Below are 24,520 nucleotides of genomic sequence, written 5' to 3' on the forward strand. Positions count from 1 at the left end.
CTTATTTTTGCAGTGAATTAAGTATTGAAACGATGACCATAGAACAGATTTATACAGGATGCCTGGCACAAGGTGCCTACTACATAGAAAGCAAAGGGGAAGCAGCTATAATCGACCCTCTGAGGGAGATCTCTCCTTACATAAAAAGGGCAGCTAAGGATAATGCGAAGATTAAATACGTTTTTGAAACGCATTTTCATGCCGACTTTGTCAGTGGACATATCACCCTGTCTAAGGAAACAGGGGCGCCCATTATTTACGGGCCGAAGGCCGATCCTTCCTTTGAGGCCTATATCGCCAAGGATGGGGAAGAATTTAAGATAGGAGACCTCACTATCAAGGTCCTGCATACGCCAGGTCATACCATGGAGAGTACTACCTATCTGCTCAGGGATGCCAAAGGGAAGGATATAGCAATTTTTTCAGGCGATACCCTTTTCCTGGGAGACGTCGGAAGGCCTGATCTGGCGCAAAAGGCGGCTCATCTTACCCAGGAAGAGCTAGCTGGGATGCTGTACGACAGCCTGAGAGAAAAGATCATGCCCCTGCCCGATGATATTACGGTATATCCAGCTCATGGGGCCGGATCTGCCTGCGGTAAAAATATGATGAAAGAGACCGTGGATACCCTGGGGAATCAGAAGAAGATGAATTATGCCCTTCGCGCTGATATGACCCGGGAGGAATTCATAGATGAAGTAACAGAAGGTCTTTTGCCACCCCCAAAATACTTCCCTTTGAATGTGAAGATGAACAAGGAGGGATATGAAGATATTGGGGTAGTGCTAAAAAGAGGCAAAACAGCCTTGAACCCTGATGATTTTGAGGCTCTGGCCAATGAATCCGAAGCTATCGTTCTCGATGTACGGACGCAGCAGGAATTCGTCAAAGGACACATCCCAAGGTCGATCTTTATCGGGCTCAACGGGGATTTCGCTCCCTGGGTGGGTGCCCTGATAGCAGATGTTACCCAAAGTATTCTGTTGGTTACACCGGACGGGAAAGAAGAAGAAGCTGTAACCAGGCTTTCAAGGGTGGGCTTTGACAACACCCTGGGTTACCTGGAAGGAGGATTCGACTCCTGGAAAAAGGCAGGGAAAGAGATCGACAGTATCAAATCCAAGCCCGCTGCAGAACTGAAAAAGGAGCTCTCAGAAAAGTCTACCCCTGTCTTCGATGTCAGGAAGGAATCCGAATATAAGTCGGAGCACCTGGTCGGAGCTGAAAATACACCCCTGGATACCCTCAATGAGCATCTGGCGGAATTTCCGGATGATCAACCTTTCTATATGCACTGTGCCGGAGGGTACCGTTCCGTGATCGCTGCCTCTATCCTCAAGAGCAGGGGTATTCACAACCTGGTTGATGTCGGCGGCGGATTCGATGCGATCAAGCAAGCAGGCCTGGAAGTGAGTGATTACGTCTGCCCTACCACTTTATGACAGATATCATAGGACGGAACTGGGAATAGATGTAGTATTGCAGGGTGAAATGGACTAAACTGACCAAGTTTATCGGGGTCTGTATCCTTTGTTTAGGCATCATTTACCTGATAGCCCGGCTTATATATTACCTAACCTGAAATTGAGAACACATGAAAAAAAATATGGGAGCACTTGACAAGGTCATTCGGGTTGTGATTGCACTGGTAGCTGCGGCTTTGGTGTATTACGATGTAGTTGAAGGCATGTATTCATATATACTTCTGACCATCACAGCTATCTTTCTCCTTACCAGCCTTGTAGGTTTTTGTCCGCTTTACGGCCTGTTCGGTTTAAACACCTGCCCGGTAAACAAGCGAGGTTAGTACACGTTGTATTTATAATTCCCATATACTTGGAATTTCGATGGCATGTATGCATTAGCCGTCTGTATCATACGTATCAGGAATAATTATTCCTGTATCACCAAATTATTTCAAAATCCCCATTTCATAAAGGGGATTTTTTTAATTTAGTCAAGAGAACAACGGACAATGCTTAAAAATTTCATTCGCAGTGTAGGGGTCATCAATGTGATACTGCTCCTGGTCGTACTTTCCATCATTGTCGTTTCTGAATACATGTACCTTACGGGCCACAAGCTCGACGCCATCTTCATCGCTTTCTGGGCGCCTACCATCTTAGGATTCATGAACTATTTCAAATACAGGAAGTGATGGATTTTATACTGGCATATTCTCTCTTTGTCGGCCTGATCTTTGTGATCTGGATGGTTTTTGTGATACGGATGTACAAGGAACTCAATAAGAAGCAATAAGAGCTCTGGCTATTTTGCCTGCCCTATTTCCATCAGGTTTCCACTGTTCCTGAGCACGTATGAGCTAATGAGCCTGCGGTCTTCCAGCGTCTCCTTCTGAGGTGTTACAAATGCCAGTATATCCTCTATAGAGGACACAGGTGTTTCTTTAGGGACAAAGCCATACCCGTAGTAAAGGCCATCCCTTACCACCACAAGGGCATCTTCATCGGGATTTCTCCCTTTCTCCTTTATGATAAAATTCTCCCTTTCATCTGCAAGTGATGAGATCGCTTGCCTTACCTTGGCATTGTATTCTTCAATGCGCTCTTCCCCCCGGCAGATCCCCGAACAGGGGCCCAACCTGAAATGGTTGCAACGTGCCACCCCTTCCTGAAGATGGCAGTATTTAGGACAGAGCTCAAATCGGGCACAGAGTTTTTCCAGAAATTCACGGCTCTCTGTCAGGGAATACAGGATGGCTATAGGATTGGGAACACCACCTGCTCTGGTAATGGCCAGGTGCAGTATGCCTTCCCGGTCTTCATAGGAAAAGATCGCTATCCCCTGTACCTTTCTCTTTTGTGCCTGGTTGTACACGGGAAAATGTTTTTTGATGGCCTGGTTCTCCATTAGGAGAGCGACCAGTTCATTTCCGGATAGGTCGAACTCTATTTTTTGGGTCGCCCGGCACATGCGTACCTCTTTCTCACTCCGGTCGTAGAAGTGGCCCAGCACCCTCTTCTTTATATTTTTTGCTTTGCCGGTATAGATGATCTCGCCTTTGGAATTTTTGAAATAATAGACCCCCGGTTTCTGAGGCAGCCTTTCGTATTGAGTCCGGGGAAGAGAAGGGGGGAGGGTAGCTTCCTGGGATCTGGCATTGAGGAATTTCTTCAGGGTGATATCGATTCCAGGAGTAGCCAGGATCCGTTTGAAGAGAATGACGGTGGCCCTGGCATCACCCCTTGCCCTGTGCCTGTCTTCCAGCGGAATGTTCAGGGATGTACACAATTTGCCAAGGCTGTACGATCTGAATCCCGGGTACACGGTCCTTGCAAGGCGGACCGTACATAATTTCTTTCTGGTGAATGTAATCCCAAGTTCCTGAAACTCGTTCTTGATAACGTGGTAGTCGAAATTCACGCTATGGGCAACAAAGATACAACCCTCTGTGATCCTCAGGATGTCATCGGCTATATCTCTTAACGGGGGGGAGTCGCGCACCGTATCATTGTCAATACCGGTAAGTCCGGTTATAAAAGAAGGTATTTCGCACCCGGGATTGACGAGAGAGGTGAATTCATCAATGATCCGACCCTCTGAAAATTTAAAAATTGAGATCTCTGTGATCTTATTTCCTTTGATACCGTTCCCCGTGGTCTCTATGTCGACTATGCAATACACCCCTAACGAAAATTCCAATTAAAGGTAGTGTAAACGCAAAAAAAGGGCAACTGCAGTTGCCCTTTGTCTGATTTCATAAAATAACAGATGTTCCTCAGGAACTAATTAAGAATTGTCTACCACTTTAGCGGAAGGGGCGTTCTTTTTAACGGAAGCTATCCCATTGGCCATAGAAGAGGTAGAGGCATACATCTGGCTGGCGCCAATTTCCTGACCGTTGGTGGCCTTGAGGCTGAAATAAGGCTTGCCATTTTTAGCAACCTTACGTTCAAACATTCCGTCGTTTTTGGAATTTTTTCGGACGGATTCAATTCCATTTTCACAGGCGGCTTTGGTCTTGTAGGCTTCACTGGAAAGGATGACCTGACCGTTACCTGCTTTTAGATTAAATCTGAATTGCCCTGATTTGTCTTTTTTAATTTCGAATTTGCCCATTTTGAAGTAGTTTGAATTTTTTCAAATTTACTATTAAATACCATTTTTTTTGGCAAGGAGATAAAAAATAATCCACATTTTACTGTGGATTATTGTTGTTTTATCAGTTTTCCGGCTAAAATTACCGACCTGTGATTTAGAGGGGTATCAAATCACAGGAGAACCTTTTAACCTTTTTTCTATCTTCTGTTTTTTCTCGGTAAGCCTTTTCATAAGATCCATGAGTTCAGGTTCCCTTGTCTTCTTGTAGATCTCGTTTAATGCCAGGATCAATTCTTTGGCATCCCTGGATGCCTGTACTCTGTCACTGGTAGACATATGGCTCATTTTCATGTTCTCAAATGTCTCTGCTCTTTTTAGTAAATCCATAATTCAGCAAATCTTATTATAACGGAAAAGATAGGAAAGATTTAAATGGTGGCACCACCCTAATCTCATAAACTTTTCCTATTATTTCCTTAAGGAAAAGCAAAGACGCCATGGACTATATAAGAGTGTAGTACTCTAAAGGTCGTACTGTTACGGAGGGATTCAGTTCGCAGTTCCCTGGTCCATACCCTGTAAAGAATTAGGGTCGACCACAGTAATAAAATTCTCCCGGGTCAGCGTATCATTTCCTTCGCTGTTGATCGCGATGAGGGTCACGTCATAGGTGCCGGGATTCAAATATTGGATAAAGGGTTCCACTTCCGTACTGCTGTCAGGCGTACCCCCGGGGAAGGACCACTGGTACGAAGTGGCATTGGCGGACCCATTCACGAATTGCACCCGTGTACCGGCCCGGATCGTGGTGGCCAGGGCATCGAATTCCGCAATGGGCGGACTGCTGGGTTCGGGCATGGAATTGTCTTCATCATTGGAACACTGAACATGCAGTAAGAGTACAGTGATCAAGACTAAAATCCTGGTGTATTTCATACGGATCAAATTTGGACCTAAAAATAGTAATTTCCAGAAATGATCGATTAAAAAGCCTAATCCACTGTCCGGATCAGAAATTTCGGGCATATGTCAGAGAGACGTATATAGTGCTCTATCCTTTGCCTGTGCATTGAGTATCCTGAGGTTTTTAGAAATAGTCAAGTGGACAATTTTCTATTCGCAACGAGATTAAAAAGTTTACTCGAATTGTTGGGGGGATTACCCATCACGATAATCCCGATAGCTATTGGGATCGGTGTTTTCCTGAGTTCCCGTCCTGCAAACCTGCCTGCCTTCAGGCAGATACAAACCCGGCTTTGCCCTTTTGCAGTTTGTATGTAAAGCTTATCTGAATTGAATGGGAGATTACCGCGCTTTGCGCCCTATTCTCCGGGTCTTCGATATTGCAAATAAAATACCCATTGCTTGTGCAATGGGCAGCTTGTCGCATATAAAACGCTTAAGCGAGCTTGGCGTTTTCTCAAGTTTGAGATTGTTGGTATTTGGGGAGATTACCTGCGGTGTTCTCCTGAGCTCCCGTCCTGCAAACCTGCCTGTCGGCAGGCAGGTACAAACCCGGCTTAGCCAGAGGCAAAGCGGTTATTGTCTTTTTCCGCATTTAATTTTTCAACATTCTTATAAAATGGGAGATTACCTCTCTGCGCTCGGTGTTCTCCTGAGCTCCGGTCCTGCAATTACAAACCCGGCTTTGCCAGAGGCAAAGCGGTTATTGTCTTTTTCCGCATCTAATTTTTCAACATCTTATAAAATGGGAGATTACCTCTCTGCGCTCGGTGTTCTCCTGAGCTCCCGTCCTGCAACTACAAACCCAGCTTTGCCTTTGGCAAAGCGGTCTTTCGTTCCCTGCGTCCTTTACAGAGCGAGCTCTGTACGGCCTCAGGAAACGAAAAACCCCGCCTCAAGGCGGGGTTTGTGAGTGATCGTGGAGCCGGGGAGAATCGAACTCCCGTCCAAACAAGCAATACCACTGCTTTCTACATGTTTAGGACCTGTTCGATTTTCGATACAAGGCTGACCAGGAACCGCCTACCCTGTACTTAGCTTCTTTGTTTTTGAACCTCCGCCGAAGCTACGGAGATCCTATGTTGATTTTTATGGTGCCCCGGTATGGATCGCCATCAACAAGGGCTATCCCGGGACATCTCGCTTCCCTGCCTTGCAGGGACGAGGCTATATCCTACTATAATTCAGATTAAGCGGCAAGAGCGTAATTAGATTCGCCATTTAAAAGTGTGAAATATGAGATTTACGAGCTGTATCCCAGCGCTCGACATGCTTACAATGCCATTGGTCTCGCTGTCAAAACCAGTCGGCCCCAATAAGTTTAAGAACGTCCTGTTTCCAGAAGGATTGCAAAGATACCAAAAAGTTTGCGCCCCGACTGAAATCCGTGTAATTTTGAGCAAATTCCATACCAAATCCTATGATACATTTCGGAATCATCAGGGAGCGAAAAAACCCACCTGATAAAAGGGTTGTGCTGTCCCCCGGAGCCTGCCACAATGTCCTGAAATCCTTTCCCGAGGCTGAAATCACGGTAGAATCCTCCCCCATTCGCGTTTTTACCGATCAGGAATACAGGGATTCCGGAATTCGCGTCTCAGATTCGATTGCCGACTGCGATGTGCTCATAGGAGTAAAGGAGGTACCTGTTGAAGCCCTGGTACCGGATAAGAAATATTTTTTCTTCTCCCATACGATCAAAAAACAACCCTATAACCGCAAATTGCTTCGGGCTATCCTGGAAAAGAACATCGAATTATACGACCATGAGGTGATCACAAATTCAAAAGGAATCCGACTTGTAGCATTCGGACGTTACGCAGGGATCGTGGGGGCCTACAACGGGATACGCGCCTTCGGATTTAAAAGCGGTTCTTTTGAGCTCCCCAAGGCGGAGACTCTGAAAGACAAAAAGGCCCTGATCAATGAACTGAAAAAGGTAGACATGCCCCCTGCCAGGATCCTGCTTACAGGGAAAGGCAGGGTTGGGAACGGCGCAAAGGAGATCCTGGATGGAATGGGACTCAATGAGGTGTCCATAACAGATTACCTGGAGAAGAATTTCGATGTTCCGGTCTTTTGCCAGATCGATGTCCTGGATTACAACCGGCGGAAGGACGGGCAGCAATTGCCGATGCAGGATTTCTTTGACCACCCTGAAGCATACGAATCTACCTTTATGCGATTCGCCAGGGTCTCTGATCTCTACATTGCCGGTCATTTTTACGGAGATGGCGCCCCCTACCTTTTTACCAGGGAGGATGCGAAACGGCCTGATTTCAAGATAAGCACGGTGGCCGATGTCAGCTGTGATATTGACGGCCCTGTGGCCTCCACCCTGAGGGCCTCTACCATAGCCGATCCCATCTACGGGTATGACCCCGCTAAAGAGGCAGAAACGGATTACCGGAATCCGGATGCGATCGCTGTGATGGCTGTGGACAACCTGCCTGCAGAATTGCCAAGGGATGCGAGTGAAGGATTTGGGCAGACCTTTGTAGACCACGTGATCCCATCATTCTTTAACGGAGATAAGGACGGTATACTGGAAAGGGCCAGGATGACATCGAATGGCAGACTCACCGAGAGATACGCTTACCTGCAGGACTATGTAGACGGGAAGGAATAAGGCCTATTCCGGCTTCAGTTCCCATTGTACCTCAGGATGGACCCCGGGCGCTGTATAAGCCCCCAAAGCGTTTAACCTGAGCATGATTATTTCTTTTCTTTCAAGGGTCTTGATCTGCAGGATTGCTTTCTTCTTAGCCGGTATCTCAAATACCGGCGGCTTGCTGTAGAACGTGTATTCCATTTTATTTTCGAACAGGAGGTCGCTGCTGGAGACATTCTCCAGTTCCACTTTTAAGATATCCGTGTTCGGAATATAGTTTGCGGAGTTGACTTGTACACAGGCATGTAAAAGCGGAATGAGGAATTCAGGCTTTCCTACAAAAAGGGAATTGTAAACGGCAACCGTTTTACCGGAAAAAAGCGCCTCTTTCATGCTCTCCGGACTTTTCTCCCTGGCAAAGACCAAAGTGATAGGACGATGGCCTCCTTTTTCCAGGTATTGCCAATCGATGAGACCGTGAATATCGGAGGTTCCCATGATGGTTAGGTTGTGCTCCATGGCTATGGCCAGGGATTCTTCGGCATAATCGTATTCATTGATGACCTCAATCCCATGTAGTTCACCTGCTTTTATGCGTTCCAGTTGAAATTCGCTAATGATGGGATTTCCGCTGGGGCTCTGTCTGTACCATGCCGGATGGTTCCAAAAAATAAAAGCTCCCTGTTTTTTGGCCTCGCTGAAGGGGACCTTGGGATCTTCATCCAGAAGAGTGTTGGCATCACTTATAAACAGGGCATTACTATGCCCGATTGGAGAATCCCTGGTGATCTCGGAACCGTGAATGATCATCAGCCCGTGGTTCTCAGCTTCCTGCATTGCCAACACATAAGACCGGTTTCTATCAGGGTGAGGGATGTCCTCCTTATGGGGCTGGTATTCCAGGTGTTCCGTAAGGGAGATGGCGTCCAGATTTTCGCGCAAGGCTTCCATGACCCTGATCGAGGGCCAGACTTCCCCGTCGGAAAAAACAGTGTGCTGGTGCAGGTCGGCTTTAATGGTGACGTAACCCGGAATGTCGGGATACATCAACGCATGGCCATGGGCATGGCTGTGATCCTGGGCCTGAGAAAAAATGGTGTGGAGGAAGATCGCGCTTAACAGAATTGTAGTGTATCGCATGTTTTTTATTCAGTGTTGAATACTTATTGCTGGAAATTAATATATTTCAAGTTCTTAAAAATCAGAATCCACGTGAAATTCAATTGGATCCTTTCCAATGAGCTGGATGAAGGCATCCGGAGATACTGCATAGAACTGGAGTACCAGTTACGTCCTAAAATAACAAAGTTTTTGATGGCCAGACTGGAAAAGGAATGCGATGGTGATTTTTCCTGTTTTCATTTTGACGTGGATCTGATATCGAAGAATATCACGATATCACCGCAAACTCCTGTCCGATTTTCCCGCAAGATCGAAAGTGACTTTGAAAGGGAGATCAACGGGGCTTGTTGCACCTGATGTATAATGAATCCTGCTTCCGAGTACATTTTGAACCAGCCGGAACCGTTCCGTTCAATGTTACTGCACTTGCAAACAGTAGTTGAACAAGCCATTCCTGAAGCAGAAATGAAATACAAATGGCGGATTCCCTTTTTCTATCTGGAGGGTAAGCCCTTTTGTTATCTCAACCGGTCTAAAGACTACGTCGATATCGGGTTTTTCAAGGCTGCTTACCTGACTGTGCATACAGAGCACATGGTCACCGAAGGAAGAAAGGTGATGAAATCCCTGCGATATCGTTCCCTGGAGGCCATCGATGACCAGGTACTAACCGATGTCCTGAAGGATGCCTACTCGGTCAGGGACAGGAAATTTTACAATTAAAAGCAGGGATTAATCCAGGCTGTTGATCGTAGCCCTGAGCTTGGTCAGATCGGTCAGTAGTTTTTCGAGCCTGTCCAGGGGCAGCATATTGGCCCCGTCGCTTTTGGCGTTGGCGGGATCAAAATGTGTCTCCATAAAGAGCCCGTCCACCCCGGCTGCGATCCCGGCCCGGGCCATAGTGCTGATAAGGGCAGGCCTGCCTCCTGTGACGCCGGACGACTGATTCGGCTGCTGCAGGGAATGGGTGACATCCAGCACCACGGGAGCGTACTGCTTCATGGTCGGAACTCCCCTGAAATCTACGATCATATCCTGATACCCGAACATGGTGCCACGGTCTGTGATGATCACCTGCTCATTTCCCGAATCTGTGACCTTGGCCACGGCGTGTTTCATGCTTTCCGGACTCATAAACTGGCCTTTTTTGAGGTTCACGGTCTTCCCAGTCTGGGCAGCAGCGATGACCAGGTCGGTCTGGCGGACCAGGAAAGCCGGAATTTGAAGGATATCCACGTATTCTGCCGCCTTTTCTGCGTCCGAAACCTCATGGATGTCCGTGATGGTAGGCACTTTAAAAGTTTCAGAGACCTTTCTCAGGATCTTCAGGGCCTTTTCATCCCCGATCCCCGTAAAGGAATCCACCCGACTGCGGTTCGCCTTCTTGAAACTCCCTTTGAAAACATAGGGGATCCTGAGCCTGTCGGTCACTTGAACAATTTGCTCTGCGATCCGCAGGGCCATATCTTCCCCTTCAATGGCACAAGGGCCGGAGAGAAGGAAGAATTGTTTGCTGTCCGTATGTCTGAGTTGAGGAATCCGGGTGAAATCCATGAGAACTATTTTGCGCAAAGGTAGGAATTTGAGTCCATTTTTCAGACGAGGTATTCCTTTCGGAAACCGCTCAAAATCAGCCTGCTAAAAAAAACACAACTTTGTTATCTCAACCCGAAAATAGCAGTATCTTTGCGCGCTCAAAACAAGAAGATGTCTGTGACCAAGAATATTGCCATCATCGCCCACGTAGACCACGGAAAGACGACCCTGGTAGACAAGATCCTCCATTTTTGCCAGCTTTTCCGCGAGAATGAGAAGACAGGAGACCTGATCCTCGACAACAACGACCTTGAAAGGGAAAGGGGGATCACCATTGTCTCCAAGAATGTGTCCGTCACGTACAAGGGGACCAAGATCAATATCATTGATACCCCCGGCCACGCCGATTTTGGCGGAGAGGTTGAAAGGGTGCTGAACATGGCAGATGGAGTATTGCTGCTGGTAGACGCCTTTGAGGGGCCAATGCCACAGACCCGTTTTGTCCTGCAAAAAGCTCTGAGCCTTGGGCTCAAACCCTGTGTGGTCATAAACAAGGTCGATAAGGAGAACTGTACTCCTGAAGAGGTGCATGAAAAAGTATTCGACCTGATGTTTGAACTGGGGGCAGAAGAATGGCAGCTGGATTTCCCGGTAGTCTACGGCTCCGCAAAGCACAACTGGATGAGTGCCGACTGGAAGAAGCCCACCCAGTCCATAGAACCTTTGTTGGAAATGGTCCTGGAAAATATTCCTGAATTCAAGCCGGAGCAGGGAAATACCCAGATGCTGATCACTTCTCTCGACTATTCTTCCTTCACCGGCAGGATAGCCATCGGTAGATTGCAGAGAGGGAGCCTGAAAGAAGGACAACAGATCACTTTGGTCAAGCGCAATGGCGCACAGGTGAAGTCGAAGATCAAGGAACTCTACACCTTCGAGGGCCTGGGCAGGATCAAGGTGGCTCAGGTGGCTACAGGGGATATTTGTGCCGTGGTCGGATTGGAAGGCTTTGAGATCGGGGATACCATCGCAGATTTCGAGGCTCCTCAGGCCTTGAAGACCATCGCCATAGATGAGCCCACCATGAGCATGCTGTTCACTATCAATGACAGTCCATTCTTCGGACAGGATGGTAAATACGTGACCTCAAGGCACATCAAGGAGCGCCTGGAAAAAGAGCTGGAAAAAAACCTCGCTTTGCGCGTGGAAGAAACCGACAGTGCGGATAGATTCATGGTTTTCGGCCGGGGGGTATTACACCTCTCAGTTCTGATCGAGACCATGAGACGGGAGGGTTACGAGGTACAGATCGGACAGCCACAGGTAATCATCAAGGAGATAAACGGGGTTAAATGCGAGCCCGTGGAACATCTTACCATCGATCTTCCGGAGGAAGTTTCCGGAAAGGCCGTGGAAATGGTGGCCATCCGCAAAGGGGAAATGATAGGGATGGAATCCAAGGGTGACAGGATGATCTGTGAATTCCAGATACCTTCCCGTGGGATCATAGGGTTGAGGAATCAACTCCTCACCGCTACAGCCGGGGAAGCTATCATGGCACACCGCTTTTTGGAATACCAACCGATGAAGGGGGATATCCCCCAAAGGCAAAATGGCTCATTGGTCTCCATGGAGAACGGCAAGGCCATCCCTTATTCTATCGACAAACTACAGGAGAGAGGCCGTTTCTTTATCGATCCGGGAGAAGATATTTACGAAGGGCAGGTGATCGGTGAGAATTCTAGGGGAGACGACATGACCATCAATGTCACCAAGACTAAAAAACTCTCCAATGTCCGGTCTGCAGGAGCGGATGAGAAGGCCAGGATTGTACCCGCCATCAAATTCTCTCTGGAAGAGGCCCTTGAGTACATTCAGAAGGACGAGTACGTGGAAGTGACCCCAAAGCACATTCGCTTGAGGAAGATCCACCTGAAAGAGGTGGACCGCAAGCGGAACAAGTAAAAGAAAAAGCGCCAACCGGCGCTTTTTTTTATATGTGATATACGATCAATCGAGGGTGATAGGATGGTGAACCGCTGCTGCGGCCGCACCGATGATCCCGGCGTGATTTTGAAGTCCGGCAGGGATTACCGGGGTCTCGATAGTGATAAAATCCTTGTATTCATCAAAGTCCTTGGAAGTGCCCCCTCCCAGGATAATCAGATCCGGAGAGACCAGGATCTCTACATATTGCAGAAAGATATTGAATCGCTTTCCCCATTCCTCATAGCTGAGGTCTTCTTTCTCCTTGGCGGAGGCGGCAGCCCAGGTTTCTATCTTATCGAATTCCTTGTACGGGATTTGTCCCAGTTCAAAGTTCGGGACGAGTTCCCCGTCCCAGAAAGCACCACTGCCGAGTCCGGTACCGATGGTGATCATGACCACAAACCCGTTCTTGCCTTTTCCCACCCCGTAGTTCATGGTGGCATAACCGGCTGCGTCTGCATCATTGATCACTGTGACAGGAAGGCCCGTGGCTTCACTGAATAATTCTTTGACATTGACACCTACCCACTTTTTGTGAAGGTTTCCCTTCGACTTGCAGACCCCGTGTCTGAGGGTAGTGGGGAAGCCACACCCTATAGGTCCTTCATAGTTGAAATGCTCTACGATCTGCCGGACCACCTTGGCCATGGGTTTGGGTTTTCGGGAGGCAGGTGTGGGGATACGGTATCGCTCAGTCAGCATTTCTCCTGTTACAGAATCCACAAGGGCACCTTTCATACCCGATCCTCCGATGTCTATTCCCAAAACTATCATGTAAACTATAATATGTGAGCGAATCTCGCCTGGTTAGTCGGCCGTAAAAGTAACAAAATTAAGAAGATGATAGTATAAAGGCTTTATATCCGGTCTTCCTGCTTTAGGTAGTCGAATACCAGCCTGCCTGCAGCTGAGACCTGATCTTTGTTGCCAATACCCAGCCATTTCATCTCTTCGATCTCCGAAGCGGGTTTTAATTCTCCCTTGAATTCAGACTCGTAGCACCGAATGCGCACCATTACACCGGGAGGTTTCTCATCGGCCTGGGCCTCAAAAGAACCCAGGAAACGGAAACTTTCGGGTTTCAGGGTGACCTGTAATTCTTCGCCTATCTCCCGGCTTAATGCCATCAGGTCGGATTCTCCTTTATCCCTCTTTCCTCCCGGGATATAGAAAAGGTCTTTGTTCCTGCTCCTCACGCAGAGAACCTTTTTATCAACCACATAGACCCATCCGAGTTTGTCTATCAGGTTACGGGAAGGCTCAACATAATAGTCGATAGAGTTAAGGGAGTGGTTCGGGTCGATCATATCGAGGAAGCCATCGATAAACTTTCCGAATCCTGTGAGCATCCCCAGTTTTTTATTCCGCCCAAGGGCACTCGAGATGGTCTCATCCCGGTTGCCGAACGGATAGCCACCCTTCCGGATCCAAAGCAGGTTGAGGAGGTGCTGCATAAGCACATTGCCGAGTTGGTCAACAGAGATGGCGATCTTTAACAAATACTCGCCCACTCCGGTAAGTCCCCTCTTGAACAAACTGTGGAATAGTCCATAGAGAAAACCCAGGGGGCCTGTGATGACCAACAGGATCAGGGAGATCAAAAAGAGCAATACCCCAATGAGAGGGTGCATCTTTTTATCCGGGGCTTCTTGTTTTTTCTTGCGTATCAAAGAAGGGGTCCTTTGTTATTTGGATTCTTCAGGGACATAAGGCTTTGGGGCTAGCCAGTACCATATCACAAAGATAATAGTGAGGCCGAACAGGACCATTGCCAGGATATGAAACAGGCGGGACAGGGTAAGAAAATTCAAGAAGGGCAGGAGGACTAGGGGAGAAAGGAACTGTCCCAGGAACCAAAAAGTGGTCAGCCTGCCGATCTCTTTACCCCGTATCTCCTGAGGTGCCAGGTGCATGACCCAGAGATTGGCATTAGGGATCATAAGTCCCATCCCGAGGCCTGCCAGTAACATCCCGAGGAGCACCATGCCATAAGAATTCCCGAAGGCGATAGAGACAAAGGCGAGGGCCATGAGAAAATACCCCAGGGCGAAGATCTGCCTGAAACCCAGTATGTCTCTTATCCGGCTGTAGGAGAAGGAAGAGACCGCAGAGAACAAGGTGCTCGCTGCGATAGCGACCCCGATCATGGCGTTCTTTTCCACCCCGATCTCCTTGAGGTAAAACGGGATCTGAACCGGGATGATAAAGAAGATGATCCACATCAGCATCACATTGGCAAAGATGAGCCAGATTATTCGGGGGGAGCGTATACCTCTGACAGAATCGGATGTTTCACGTTCCCGCTTTGGTTCCTTAAGGTGCAGGTAGGCTGCAGGCAGGATCAGGAGGGAAAAGAAATAGAGCAGGAAAGGCACTCTCCACCCTATATCGGCCAGGAAGCCGCCAAGGGTTATAAAGAGGATTCCAGCAAGCGACATAACGGCGATCTGCAATCCGGCAAACTGCTGCCTCGACTTTCCCTGGTAATAATCGGCCACGAGGGTGGTGACGATCGTCATGGAAATACCTACCGAGATCCCGAGAAGGGCCCTTCCGGCCAGGATCCCATAAAGATTGTTGAGCCAGTATCCCGAAGTTCCTCCAAGGGCATACAGGACAAGGGCAATACCCAATAATTTGAGCCGGCCCGTCCGGTCGATTATGATACCGGCAACGATAGCACTCAGGGCTATGAACAGGCCCGGAAAGGATAATGATAACTTCACTAACCCTTCACTGTTTGGGATGTCAGAGAAGGAACGCGTCATATCGGGCAGGGAAGCCGAGATGGTGATCATCGACATGATAGTGAGGCTGCTCACCAGCAGCAATGTGGCCTTGACCTGCCAGGATTGGGAGTTCATATAGGGGAATTCCTTAGTTTAAGAAAGGGAAGCGGCCTCAGGCCATTTCACCTTTCATCAGTTTGGGCAGCATTGCCTTAAAGTTTTCCTTTTTGTTGAGGTGAGGCAGTTCCTCTTTAGGGGCTTCAACTCCCAGGAAGTCGCAGAGCGGGGCCCATCCGTCCCTGACATCATAGACCAGTAATTTATCTTTTGGGACATATCGCTTTACCTCCGCAAGGTGGTTTTCCCATACTTTTTTAGCGTGTGCCTTGTCTTCGAACTGACCGCTCATCTCCCCGGCAAAAAAGGTCTTCTTAAAGAATTTTATACACTGAACCACATTCCTGGCCCGGCTGCTGAAGAGGAGTTTGCCCATCATCTTGAGTTTCTCCCCCGGTGTCTGGGGTCCGGCCCGGAATACAGTACTGTCCACACTTCGGTACCAGTCCTCGAAATCCCTTACCGTGAGAATGACCCGGGCATCCGGGTAGCGATTCATATGCTCCTTGTACCAGGGATATCCGGGAAAGTCGACCGTGGCATCATACCCATCATACAAGCCCTCCCAATCCGTGTCCCCTGTTTCCGAAAGGGTTTTCCAGTAATGCAAATTATGCGGATTTACCAGGAGTTCTTTCATATGGTAAACCCTTTTGAATCCGAGCATTTCAAGGGATCTTTTCAGTGTGGTTGTCCCGGTTCTCGGGAATCCTGCTCCTATTATTTTAATTGACATATCTGTTGGTTTTTATCGGTTAATGTTATTGTGCTGGTTCATCCGTAGCCGGAGGCATTTCCAGAACAAAGGGTTCTGGTTGCGGGTCCAGGGGGGATAAAGTTTTTCCGGTAAATGCCGGATGATCCTGGGGATACAGGGTAGCCCTGAACAGACCGAAGATAAAAGGTCCAGTAGGTTGGGCTGGGGAGCCGTCCGGCAGGGTGTAATCGAACTTGTAAGGGGTCCAGTATTCCCAAACCAGCTTGCCGTTTTCATCGATTTCTATGAGCCTTCCCTGCATTCCCTGGGTGATAAACGTATGTCCGTTCCTGAGCCGGTGGGCTCCCGAGATAAAGGCAGAGTACATAGAATAAAGATCCGGAGCCGTATAAGTCCAGTCGGGTTCTGCGGGTCCGAATACCCCTTCCTCCCCTGGTTCATAAACGCCTGTTTCTTCCGATGGAATAGACCATTCGTGGACCGCAGAATAATTGCCTACATCCCCAACAGCCACATTCATTTCAGGATCGGTCTTACCCGCCAGAGATGCCCACATGTTTGGGAGTTTGTTATCGGGATGGGGAATATCGTTGTTGTATACCATGAGATTGCCCGCTCCGGGATATCCTTCGGGAATCCATTTACTGTCGTGTTGCCCGTATAGCTGCTGGTCCTCTTCCGCGCCTTTTCCGTAATTGGCCGGATTTCCCCATCGATAGAGGAGGTCCCCTCCGTGGCCCCATCGACCCCCGGAATCCCCCCTTGCCTCCTCGGTTGTGGTACTGTGATCGATCACAAAGATCTCCCCGTACCCGGGAACACTGATAACGATCTGATCCAGATCAGGGTTATAGGAAACGGCATTTGTATGGACGATATCGGAACCCCGATTGTCTACAGTGGCATTAGAAGTCAGGAAACCCATTTGTTTCATCTGATCGAGCCGTTCCTGGGTCATTGGAGATCCCACTTCATCGCTTTGAATGTTGATATTGATTTTCCTGGGATGATCAGAAACCACCCCGTAATTCTTTTTTTCAGGATCAAAATCCTGGATCAGGTGGTCCTGCATCCGCCATTCCCAGACAATATTACCACCCTGGGGTCGGGTCGGTTCTATCTCGATGATCTTATCCAGCCATATCCCCGCTTTGGGAATATGTTTGGGGTCCATGCCGGCGTTTAGAGTTTCCTCCTCACTCAGGGCGTCATAAGAGATGGCCAGGATATTCCCGTTGGGCAGGATCTCGATATCGTGGTGGGTGAGATAGGTTTCACTGTGATATGAAAAATCCCAGATGAGATTACCATCCCAGTCGTATTCTTTGATCCTCCCGGATTGGCCCCCGGCAGCAAAGGTTGTAAAATCCTCATCCCTTTCCATTCGGATGAGATGACCGTTGGGCTGGAGGTAGGAATTCATGGAATTGAGGTCTGATTGCCATTGGTGGACCACTTCTCCATTCTTGTCTACCAGGAAAGTGTACGTACTGGTAGGGGGTTCATACAGGACATAGCCTTCCGTGTCTTCTTCGGAATCGTAGATCAGGCCGCGATCGGCTAGTGCCCCTGACATACTGCGTACGTCCTCCGGTTTCCATTCCCGAACCTCCAGAGCGGCCACATCTGTCTTCGGTGGAGCTTCGGATTTACAGGATAATAGGGTAAGGAGGAGTAGCGAACAAGCGTAAAAATTTGTTCTCATAATGGTTTAGGTTGGTCAGTAAGGAAAGATACGCTTTTTTCCTATATCCCGATAAAAATAAGTGGGAGGGAATAGGGGTCAGACTGCTTTCTGCACCACTTCAAATACTTTGGAGCCATCGCATTTGAGGGTCTTGGAAGGGTATTTCAGGATAAGAGCGTAGTCGTGGGTCGCCATCAGTATGGTGCGCCCTGTCTTGTTGATCTCCTGGAGGACCTTCATCACTTCCACACTGGTCTGCGGATCGAGGTTACCCGTAGGCTCATCCGCGAGGATGAGTTCAGGATCGTTCAGCAAGGCCCTGGCTATGGCCACCCTTTGTTGCTCTCCTCCCGACAGCTCGTGTGGGAATTTGAACCCTTTGGTTTTCATCCCGACCTTTTCCAGTACTTCCTCAATCCGTGCGTTCATCAGTACGGGATCTTTCCAGCCTGTAGCCTTCAGTACAAAGAGCAGGTTCTTTTGGATATTACGGTCGGGCAGCAGTTTAAAATCCTGAAAAACCACCCCGAGTTTTCTCCTCAGGTAAGGGATGTCCTTTTCCTCCATCGTTTTCAGGTTGAACCCTACCACGCGTCCATGGCCTTGTTTCAGGGGCAGGTCTGCGTAAAGGGTCTTCATAAAACTGCTCTTCCCGCTTCCTGTCTTCCCGATGAGGTACACAAATTCCCCATTCATCACCTCGAGGTTGATATCCTTAAGGACCAGATTTTCTTTCTGGTATACGGCCACTTCTTTAAGGGTCAAAACGGGTTCTTCCATCGGCTTCTTATGTTGATATAAAAGTAATAAGTTCTATAGGATAATAGGGGAGGACGCTCCAAAAAACTTTTTCTTTGATCAGATTATACTGCCGTCGGTTATTTGCCGTTACTATGTCAAACACGGTAATTCTCAAGAGCTCTAGAACACTATGCGAATGAAAAAGACTGCCATAACCCTGGTGGCCCTTGGGCTGCTGCTCACTATCCACGCCCAGGAATCAGGAATCTATACAGATGAAGACAGGATGTTCCGGGAGGCTCTGGAACTCTACAACAACCGCCAGTACCAGGCAGCACAGACCTTATTTGAAAGGGTAGCTTCCACAACGGAAAACGAAACTACTGCGGCCAATAGTGCTTATTATGCAGCTAACGCTGCCGTAAGGCTTAATCAAGTAGGGGCAGACAGACTTATGGAGGACTTTGTGGAGAACTATCCAACCTCTACCAAAAGAGATGCCGCCTTCCTGGATGTGGCGGATTATTATTTTGAGAATGGGAAATACCCTTACGCCCTCAAATGGTACCAGAAAGTAGAGCCCGGGGTCGTTCCATTTAAGGATAAGGACCGTTTTCATTTCAATTTGGGCTATTCTCTGTATGCGGCCAAAAAGCCTGCGGAGGCCAAGAATTATTTCAACCGGGTGTTGACTTCTGAAAAATACGGCCCACAGGCGAAGTATTACCTCGGTTTTATCGCCTATCAACAGGACGACTACGAGGGGGCAAGCCGGCAGTTCGACCAGATCACGGACCAGGAACTGCTGGATGAAAAACTCTCTTATTTTCAGGCCGACCTGAATTTTAAGCTCGGGAATTTTGAGGAGGCCATCGCTCTTGCTGAGAAACAACTCCCGGTATCAGACCGGCAGGAAGTATCAGAACTCCACAAGATCATAGGGGAGAGTTATTTCAATCTCAAACAATACGCAGAGGCCATTCCTCATCTTGAGTCCTACCGGGGGAAACAGGGTAAATGGAACAATACGGATTTTTACCAGCTGGGATATTGCTATTACCAGCAGGAAGACTACGCCAATGCCATCCTCCAATTCAACAAGATCATAGGGGGTAAGGATCCCGTGGCCCAGAACGCCTATTATCACCTGGCCGAGTGTTACCTCAAACTGGATAAGAAACAAGAGGCGCTCAACGCCTTCCGAAATGCATCCCAGATGGATTTCTCCGGGGAGATCCGGAAAGATGCGCTCCTCAATTACGCCAGGTTGAGCTACGAGATAGGGAATGCTTATGAACCTGTGACCGATGTCCTGCTGACCTATCTGCAGCAGTATCCAAAGGATGAGTACAGCAATGAGATTCAGGATCTGCTGGTCGATTCTTATCTGACCTCCAGGAATTTTAAGGGCGCTTTAGAACTCTTGGATGAGAACAGGAATTACGCCAATAAATCGACTTATCAGAAAGTCGCTTTTTATCGCGGGATGGAACTCTTTACGGAAGGGGATTACGCCGAGGCTGTTGATGTACTCGACAGGGCTGTCCGCGGTGATGCCGATGCGATTTTTACCGCCAGGGCCCGATACTGGAAAGCAGAAGCGGAGTACCTGTTAAATCGATTTGACCAGGCACTGGTTGATTTTATTCAGTTTCAGCAAAGCGGGGCTGCTGCCAATACTCCTGAATATAAGGAGTTGGATTACAACCTGGCCTATACCTATTTTAAGCTTAAGGACTACAATTCTGCCATCCCGTATTTCCGGAATTTCGAGAACCGGAACGCAGGGGATCCGAAGGGGCAGGACGCTGTGGTCAGACTGGGTGACTGCTATTTTGTGAACCGGGAATACGATCCGGCGATAAGGGCGTATTCGCGCTATATTTCTGCCAACGGACAGGAACAGGACTACGCGGCCTTCCAAAAATCGATCAGTTATGGTTTTATGGGCCGGAACGATACCAAAATCTCAGAATTGAATGACTTCAGATCCCGATATCCCTCCTCCACCCTCAACGACGATGTTCTCTTCGAACTGGGCAATACATACGTTCGGGAGAACCGGGAACAGGAAGGGCTCAGGGCTTATGCCGAGCTTGTTGAGACCTATGGGGGAAGCAAGCTGGTGCCTGAGGCCATGCTGAGACAGGGACTGGTACACTACAACGCCAACAGGAATGAGGAAGCTCTGAAGCAATTCAGGGCGGTGATCAGTAAATACCCCGGGTCTGAGGAAGCTTCACAGGCCGTAAACACCGCAAAACTGGTCTATATGGACATGGGGCGGGTGAACGAATATGCGGCCTGGGTCAAAAACCTGGATTTTGTGGAAGTGTCCGATTCCGAACTGGACAACGCCACCTACGAGTCAGCTGAACAACAGAACCTGGAAAATCGCACCGACGCCGCCATCAGGGGATTTGAGAATTATATCAGGGAGTTCCCTTCTGGGCGTCATATCGTCGATGCGCGTTTCAAACTGGCCCAGCTGTACTTCTCCAGGGGCGAAGGAGAGAAAGCCCTGCCTCATTACCGTTATGTGGCAGACAGGGGAGGGAGCGAATACAAGGAACAGGCTTTGGCCAGGACCTGCGAATTGCTGCTGGCCAAGGAGGATAATGCCATGGCCATGAAGTACCTCGGGCAGCTCGAGACCTCCGCAGACATTCCGCAGAACCGTACCTATGCACGTCAGAACCTTATGAGGTTATACTACGCGCAGCAGGACTATCAGAAAACGCTCCAATATGCAGACAAGGTATTGGCGGCAGATGGGATCGACGACCGGATCAGGAGTGATGCCCAGGTCATGATCGCCAGGTCGGCGATGAGGACAGGAGATGAGACCAAGGCCGAGGAAGCCTACGGGAGGGTAATAAAGATCGCAACCGGGATCCTGGCTGCAGAGGCCCTTTATCACGACGCTTATTTCAAACAAAAACGAGGCGACCTTGAGGCCAGTAACACGGCCGTGCAAAAACTCGCCCGCGAATACTCCATCTACAAAGAGTGGGGAGGGAAGGGCTTGATCGTCATGGCCCAAAATTTCTACGCTTTGGGCGATGCCTTCCAGGCGACCTATATTTTGGAAAGTGTGATCGAAAACTTCTCCCAGTTTCCCGAGATCCAGTCCAGCGCAAAGAACGAATTGAGCACTATCAAGGCACGTGAAGCCGAGAAGAATGCCTCCGTGAACCCTGATGAGAATTGATAAACGCATGAGCAATATGGCCAGAAATTTTTTAGCCTTAAGTATATCGATCTGTGTATTCCTGGGAACCTATGCCCAGGACAGAGATTTGGGAACGGAGACCGTTACGGTGGTCAAATCGTATTCCCCAACCATATCGGACGCCTTTAAGATCAGATCCGTACCTGTGTTGAACGATTCTATCATCCTCTCCAAAAAGCAGATCCAGTACAGTATCTTTTCCGTTCCTGTGGCCTCAACTTTTGTTCCCGCCAAGGGTAAGGCAGCTGCCGTACAAAAATCAGCCCCGGAAAAACTGTACAATTCATCTCTTTCCTTCGGCCTTGGTAATTTCAACAATGCCCTTCTGGACTTTTATACCAGCAGGGATATTGACAGGGGAAACCAGCGGATAGATATAGGCCTCAATCATTTTTCGTCAAGGGGCGACCTCGATTTCACGCCTTTGGATACCGATTTCTACAATACCGCACTGACGGCCTCTTATTCCGGAAAAGGGCGAAACGGCAGTTGGGGAATCTCGGCGGGGGGCAGCCACCGTCTTTACAACTGGTACGGGATCCCAGAAGGCGTCTTTGACGAGGCGACCATCGCAGGGATAGACGAGCAGCAGCAATATTACAGCGCTGAGCTCGGGGGCCGTCTCGAACAGAGCGAATCCTTGTTGGGAAGCGGTGAATTCATGGTAAAGCGATTCTGGGATGCCGTTTCCTCAGGGGAGAACAGGGCCAACCTTTCAACGGGTCTGGATTTCCCTTTAAGCCAGGATTCCTTTTCCCTGGGGATTCACCTGGACTATGTAGGGGGAGAGTTTGCCAATGCCAGCGTGAACAGTACTACCAATACCGGCGGGATCAACTACGCTCTACTTCAGGCAGGGATCAGTCCTTCCATCCTGATCGAACAGGACCAGCTCAGTCTGAGGCTCGGGGCCCGTCTCGTTTACGGTACGGACATGGAGAACAGCGAGAGCAATTTCTATATCTATCCACAAGTAACAGCCACTTACGAATTACTGGACGAACTGGTGATCGTGTACGGTAGTGTGAGCGGTGAATTACGGCAGAATTCCTATGCGGATTTCTCTGAAGAGAATCCCTTTGTATCACCTACGCTTACCATTCAACCCACAGATCAGCAGTACGATGCGAGGATCGGTTTCGAGGGTCAGCTTTTACCTACCCTGAGCTATAATGTCAGGGGGTCCTACCTGGCAGAGAACAGGAAACCCCTCTATAAGCTCAATCCTCAAAATGATTTCAGGAATGACGAGAAAGGCTATACCTACGGAAATTCCTTCGAGTTGTTTTACGATGACGTAAAGACACTCAGCATTTTTGGGGAGCTCAATCTCGACATCAGCCGGAATTTTTCCCTTGGAGTCAATGCCTCGGTAAGGGATTACGATACGGAGACGGATAATCCTGCCTGGAACCTGCCCAACGTGGAAGGATCCCTGTTCATGGATGTTCAGATCGATGACCAATGGTTTGCAGGGGCATCCCTTTTCTATGTGGGGGAACGTGAAGATCTCTTTTCACAGGCCGTGCCGAACACCCAACCTGCTGATTTTCCGTCGACCATCCTGACGCTCGACAGCTATTTTGATGCAAATGCCCATCTGGGCTATCGTTTCAGTGATCAATTGTCTGTTTATGCCAGGGCGAGCAACCTCGCGAATAATGACTACCAGCGATGGGCCAACTTCAGAGTGCAGAGCTTACAGGTATTGGGTGGCCTTACCTACAAATTCGACTTTTAAAAGACAGCCATAGTTGTTCTTCAGGGTTATATAGGTCAGGATTGGGCTAGTTCAGTCGCCTTTTGTCGATGTTAACGGTCATCACGGAGGGATTAGGTGCCTGTAATCCGGACAATCCTTACTTTTATGGGTAGAATACCTGCCGATGAAAGGATTCTTTCCATATCTGGGTTTGTTTCTCGTGGTGTCCGGGTCTGCGGCTGCCCAGAACCTGGTCTTAAACCCAAGCTTCGAAGAACACAGGGAATGTCCCGGTAAACTCGGAAACTTTAATACAGACGTGGTCAGCTGGACAGCCCCCACACTGGGTTCTACGGATTATTTCCACGGGTGTAGTGAGGCCATGGGAACCCCAAAGAACTTTAACGGCACCCAACTGGCTGATTTTGGCCAGGGTTATGCCGGGTTCTACCTGTACGCCCCTAATGACTACAGGGAATACATACAGGCCGAGTTGGTTTCCCCTCTCGTGGAAGGGGTGACCTATGAACTGAGTTTCTTTGTGAGTCTGGCAGAGCGGTCCGATTTCGCGATAAACGCTTTCGGAGTGGTTTTCTCAGAGAATCCTTTGCATTTTGAGATACAGAAGGACTTGTCTAAGCGACATCTCTATTCAAACCCCGACAACCCCTTTACTTATGTGGAGATCGGATATTCACACTTTGCCAATGACAAAAAGGAATGGATGCTGGTGACCACCACCTATACGGCTAAGGGAGGAGAACGGTATATGACCCTGGGGAATTTCAAGAACAATGCGCGTACCCGCAAATTCCTGATTAAAAAGGATGCAAAACAGGGCGCTTATTACTACATAGACATGGTGTCTCTCCTTTCACCTGATCACGGGAGTTCCATCGCCGGGAATATATCAGAAAAGGAAACCCCGACTCTGAATACACCCCATCTTTTTCAGCATGTGCTATTCGATTTTGACGAATACCGTCTCCTGGATTCCGCCAGGGAATACCTTAAGGAGACCTTCGACTTTCTTATGAAAGACCCCAGTTTACACATTGTGATCCACGGACATACCGACAGTGTGGGCTTGCCGGACTACAATATGCAACTTTCAGGTAACCGCTGCAGGGCTGTTGTGGAATATTTTACGGGTCTCGGCCTGCCAAAGGACCGCATATCCTGGAAAGGACACGGAGGGGATCTTCCGATTGCAGATAATTCTACCGCTGCCGGAAGACAGCAAAACAGGCGGGTGGAGTTTATCCTGACCCGGATGGAATGATACCCCTGCAGTGCCCCGAAAGGTTACTC

General features: G+C 48.7%; 22 protein-coding genes and 1 other RNA gene. 10 read left to right on the forward strand and 13 right to left on the reverse strand.

The window, feature by feature from the left end; translation table 11 throughout:
• Positions 1 to 32: 32 nt before the first annotated feature.
• The 3 genes from IEV19_RS11610 (at position 33) to IEV19_RS11620 (ending at position 2,158) form a co-directional block, all read left to right on the forward strand.
• The gene (locus IEV19_RS11610) at positions 33 to 1,442 is read left to right on the forward strand and encodes an MBL fold metallo-hydrolase (RefSeq protein ID WP_188370910.1); all 1,410 of its coding nucleotides are present in this window, start codon (positions 33 to 35) and stop codon (positions 1,440 to 1,442) included.
• A gap of 152 nt (positions 1,443 to 1,594) precedes the next feature.
• On the forward strand, positions 1,595 to 1,807 hold the full coding sequence (locus IEV19_RS11615; protein WP_188370911.1) for a YgaP family membrane protein: 213 nt from the start codon (positions 1,595 to 1,597) through the stop codon (positions 1,805 to 1,807).
• Between the two features lie 168 nt (positions 1,808 to 1,975).
• Positions 1,976 to 2,158 (forward strand): hypothetical protein, encoded by a 183-nt coding sequence (locus IEV19_RS11620; RefSeq protein WP_188370912.1) that lies wholly within the window; start codon positions 1,976 to 1,978, stop codon positions 2,156 to 2,158.
• A gap of 110 nt (positions 2,159 to 2,268) precedes the next feature.
• On the opposite strand, the gene IEV19_RS11625 is transcribed toward IEV19_RS11620, so the two are convergent.
• The 5 genes from IEV19_RS11625 to ssrA form a co-directional block, all read right to left on the reverse strand.
• Positions 2,269 to 3,663 (reverse strand): exonuclease domain-containing protein, encoded by a 1,395-nt coding sequence (locus IEV19_RS11625; RefSeq protein WP_229732589.1) that lies wholly within the window; start codon positions 3,661 to 3,663, stop codon positions 2,269 to 2,271.
• Between the two features lie 87 nt (positions 3,664 to 3,750).
• Complete coding sequence (locus IEV19_RS11630; RefSeq protein WP_188370913.1) at positions 3,751 to 4,080, reverse strand: YegP family protein; 330 nt, start codon at positions 4,078 to 4,080, stop codon at positions 3,751 to 3,753.
• Between the two features lie 147 nt (positions 4,081 to 4,227).
• Positions 4,228 to 4,449 carry a hypothetical protein gene (locus IEV19_RS11635; protein ID WP_188370914.1) on the reverse strand — a complete coding sequence of 74 codons (222 nt, stop codon included), beginning with the start codon at positions 4,447 to 4,449 and terminating at the stop codon, positions 4,228 to 4,230.
• 162 nt (positions 4,450 to 4,611) lie between these two features.
• Entirely contained in the window at positions 4,612 to 4,998 is a 387-nt protein-coding gene (locus tag IEV19_RS11640; protein WP_188370915.1) for a PKD domain-containing protein, read from the reverse strand.
• A 944-nt stretch (positions 4,999 to 5,942) separates the two neighbouring features.
• Positions 5,943 to 6,339, reverse strand: a transfer-messenger RNA (tmRNA) gene (ssrA, locus tag IEV19_RS11645).
• A gap of 109 nt (positions 6,340 to 6,448) precedes the next feature.
• Between ssrA and IEV19_RS11650 the strand changes: the two genes are divergently transcribed.
• Entirely contained in the window at positions 6,449 to 7,654 is a 1,206-nt protein-coding gene (locus IEV19_RS11650; protein WP_188371316.1) for an NAD(P)-dependent oxidoreductase, read from the forward strand.
• 3 nt (positions 7,655 to 7,657) lie between these two features.
• Here IEV19_RS11650 and IEV19_RS11655 read toward each other — a convergent pair whose 3' ends face one another.
• On the reverse strand, positions 7,658 to 8,776 hold the full coding sequence (locus IEV19_RS11655) for an Sb-PDE family phosphodiesterase (protein WP_188370916.1): 1,119 nt from the start codon (positions 8,774 to 8,776) through the stop codon (positions 7,658 to 7,660).
• 72 nt (positions 8,777 to 8,848) lie between these two features.
• Here IEV19_RS11655 and IEV19_RS11660 point away from each other — a divergent pair, with 72 nt between their 5' ends.
• Both IEV19_RS11660 and IEV19_RS11665 read left to right on the forward strand, forming a co-directional pair.
• Complete coding sequence (locus IEV19_RS11660; protein WP_188370917.1) at positions 8,849 to 9,115, forward strand: hypothetical protein; 267 nt, start codon at positions 8,849 to 8,851, stop codon at positions 9,113 to 9,115.
• 6 nt (positions 9,116 to 9,121) lie between these two features.
• On the forward strand, positions 9,122 to 9,481 hold the full coding sequence (locus tag IEV19_RS11665) for a DUF1801 domain-containing protein (protein WP_188370918.1): 360 nt from the start codon (positions 9,122 to 9,124) through the stop codon (positions 9,479 to 9,481).
• 9 nt (positions 9,482 to 9,490) lie between these two features.
• Here IEV19_RS11665 and kdsA read toward each other — a convergent pair whose 3' ends face one another.
• Complete coding sequence (kdsA, locus tag IEV19_RS11670) at positions 9,491 to 10,312, reverse strand: 3-deoxy-8-phosphooctulonate synthase (protein ID WP_188371317.1); 822 nt, start codon at positions 10,310 to 10,312, stop codon at positions 9,491 to 9,493.
• Between the two features lie 153 nt (positions 10,313 to 10,465).
• Between kdsA and typA the strand changes: the two genes are divergently transcribed.
• Positions 10,466 to 12,259 carry a translational GTPase TypA gene (typA, locus tag IEV19_RS11675; RefSeq protein ID WP_188370919.1) on the forward strand — a complete coding sequence of 598 codons (1,794 nt, stop codon included), beginning with the start codon at positions 10,466 to 10,468 and terminating at the stop codon, positions 12,257 to 12,259.
• Between the two features lie 45 nt (positions 12,260 to 12,304).
• Here typA and ppgK read toward each other — a convergent pair whose 3' ends face one another.
• The 6 genes from ppgK to IEV19_RS11705 form a co-directional block, all read right to left on the reverse strand.
• Positions 12,305 to 13,057 (reverse strand): polyphosphate--glucose phosphotransferase, encoded by a 753-nt coding sequence (gene ppgK, locus IEV19_RS11680; RefSeq protein WP_188370920.1) that lies wholly within the window; start codon positions 13,055 to 13,057, stop codon positions 12,305 to 12,307.
• Positions 13,058 to 13,140: 83 nt separating this feature from the next.
• Entirely contained in the window at positions 13,141 to 13,953 is an 813-nt protein-coding gene (locus tag IEV19_RS11685) for an NUDIX hydrolase (protein WP_229732590.1), read from the reverse strand.
• Positions 13,954 to 13,968: 15 nt separating this feature from the next.
• On the reverse strand, positions 13,969 to 15,147 hold the full coding sequence (locus tag IEV19_RS11690) for an MFS transporter (protein WP_188370921.1): 1,179 nt from the start codon (positions 15,145 to 15,147) through the stop codon (positions 13,969 to 13,971).
• 37 nt (positions 15,148 to 15,184) lie between these two features.
• Positions 15,185 to 15,865 (reverse strand): sulfotransferase family protein, encoded by a 681-nt coding sequence (locus IEV19_RS11695; protein WP_188370922.1) that lies wholly within the window; start codon positions 15,863 to 15,865, stop codon positions 15,185 to 15,187.
• 25 nt (positions 15,866 to 15,890) lie between these two features.
• On the reverse strand, positions 15,891 to 17,552 hold the full coding sequence (locus IEV19_RS11700) for an aryl-sulfate sulfotransferase (protein ID WP_188370923.1): 1,662 nt from the start codon (positions 17,550 to 17,552) through the stop codon (positions 15,891 to 15,893).
• Positions 17,553 to 17,630: 78 nt separating this feature from the next.
• Entirely contained in the window at positions 17,631 to 18,314 is a 684-nt protein-coding gene (locus IEV19_RS11705) for a cell division ATP-binding protein FtsE (RefSeq protein ID WP_188370924.1), read from the reverse strand.
• Between the two features lie 157 nt (positions 18,315 to 18,471).
• Between IEV19_RS11705 and IEV19_RS11710 the strand changes: the two genes are divergently transcribed.
• From IEV19_RS11710 to IEV19_RS11720, 3 genes are all read left to right on the forward strand, one after another.
• Positions 18,472 to 21,486: a tetratricopeptide repeat protein gene (locus IEV19_RS11710; protein ID WP_308418538.1), complete on the forward strand. Its 3,015-nt coding sequence runs from the start codon at positions 18,472 to 18,474 to the stop codon at positions 21,484 to 21,486.
• Positions 21,476 to 23,248, forward strand: a complete 1,773-nt coding sequence (locus IEV19_RS11715; RefSeq protein ID WP_229732592.1) for a TonB-dependent receptor domain-containing protein — start codon at positions 21,476 to 21,478, stop codon at positions 23,246 to 23,248. The genes IEV19_RS11710 and IEV19_RS11715 overlap by 11 nt, the downstream gene beginning before the upstream one ends.
• Positions 23,249 to 23,393: 145 nt before the next feature.
• Entirely contained in the window at positions 23,394 to 24,491 is a 1,098-nt protein-coding gene (locus IEV19_RS11720; RefSeq protein ID WP_188370927.1) for an OmpA family protein, read from the forward strand.
• The last annotated feature ends 29 nt before the right edge of the window (positions 24,492 to 24,520 follow it).

The organism is Muriicola marianensis (genome assembly GCF_014638095.1).
GTDB lineage: Bacteria > Bacteroidota > Bacteroidia > Flavobacteriales > Flavobacteriaceae > Muriicola > Muriicola marianensis.

Excerpts from the sequence above, each read along its gene's own strand:
- IEV19_RS11715 (WP_229732592.1), top strand. The coding sequence starts at position 21,476 with ATGAGAATTGATAAACGCATGAGCAATATGGCCAGAAATTTTTTAGCC.
- IEV19_RS11615 (WP_188370911.1), top strand. The coding sequence starts at position 1,595 with ATGAAAAAAAATATGGGAGCACTTGACAAGGTCATTCGGGTTGTGATT.
- IEV19_RS11640 (WP_188370915.1), bottom strand. The coding sequence starts at position 4,998 with ATGAAATACACCAGGATTTTAGTCTTGATCACTGTACTCTTACTGCAT.
- IEV19_RS11635 (WP_188370914.1), bottom strand. The coding sequence starts at position 4,449 with ATGGATTTACTAAAAAGAGCAGAGACATTTGAGAACATGAAAATGAGC.
- typA (WP_188370919.1), top strand. The coding sequence starts at position 10,466 with ATGTCTGTGACCAAGAATATTGCCATCATCGCCCACGTAGACCACGGA.
- IEV19_RS11655 (WP_188370916.1), bottom strand. The coding sequence starts at position 8,776 with ATGCGATACACTACAATTCTGTTAAGCGCGATCTTCCTCCACACCATT.
- IEV19_RS11700 (WP_188370923.1), bottom strand. The coding sequence starts at position 17,552 with ATGAGAACAAATTTTTACGCTTGTTCGCTACTCCTCCTTACCCTATTA.
- IEV19_RS11620 (WP_188370912.1), top strand. The coding sequence starts at position 1,976 with ATGCTTAAAAATTTCATTCGCAGTGTAGGGGTCATCAATGTGATACTG.
- IEV19_RS11705 (WP_188370924.1), bottom strand. The coding sequence starts at position 18,314 with ATGGAAGAACCCGTTTTGACCCTTAAAGAAGTGGCCGTATACCAGAAA.
- IEV19_RS11710 (WP_308418538.1), top strand. The coding sequence starts at position 18,472 with ATGAAAAAGACTGCCATAACCCTGGTGGCCCTTGGGCTGCTGCTCACT.
- IEV19_RS11665 (WP_188370918.1), top strand. The coding sequence starts at position 9,122 with ATGAATCCTGCTTCCGAGTACATTTTGAACCAGCCGGAACCGTTCCGT.
- kdsA (WP_188371317.1), bottom strand. The coding sequence starts at position 10,312 with ATGGATTTCACCCGGATTCCTCAACTCAGACATACGGACAGCAAACAA.
- IEV19_RS11690 (WP_188370921.1), bottom strand. The coding sequence starts at position 15,147 with ATGAACTCCCAATCCTGGCAGGTCAAGGCCACATTGCTGCTGGTGAGC.
- ppgK (WP_188370920.1), bottom strand. The coding sequence starts at position 13,057 with ATGATAGTTTTGGGAATAGACATCGGAGGATCGGGTATGAAAGGTGCC.
- IEV19_RS11695 (WP_188370922.1), bottom strand. The coding sequence starts at position 15,865 with ATGTCAATTAAAATAATAGGAGCAGGATTCCCGAGAACCGGGACAACC.
- IEV19_RS11630 (WP_188370913.1), bottom strand. The coding sequence starts at position 4,080 with ATGGGCAAATTCGAAATTAAAAAAGACAAATCAGGGCAATTCAGATTT.
- IEV19_RS11610 (WP_188370910.1), top strand. The coding sequence starts at position 33 with ATGACCATAGAACAGATTTATACAGGATGCCTGGCACAAGGTGCCTAC.
- IEV19_RS11720 (WP_188370927.1), top strand. The coding sequence starts at position 23,394 with ATGAAAGGATTCTTTCCATATCTGGGTTTGTTTCTCGTGGTGTCCGGG.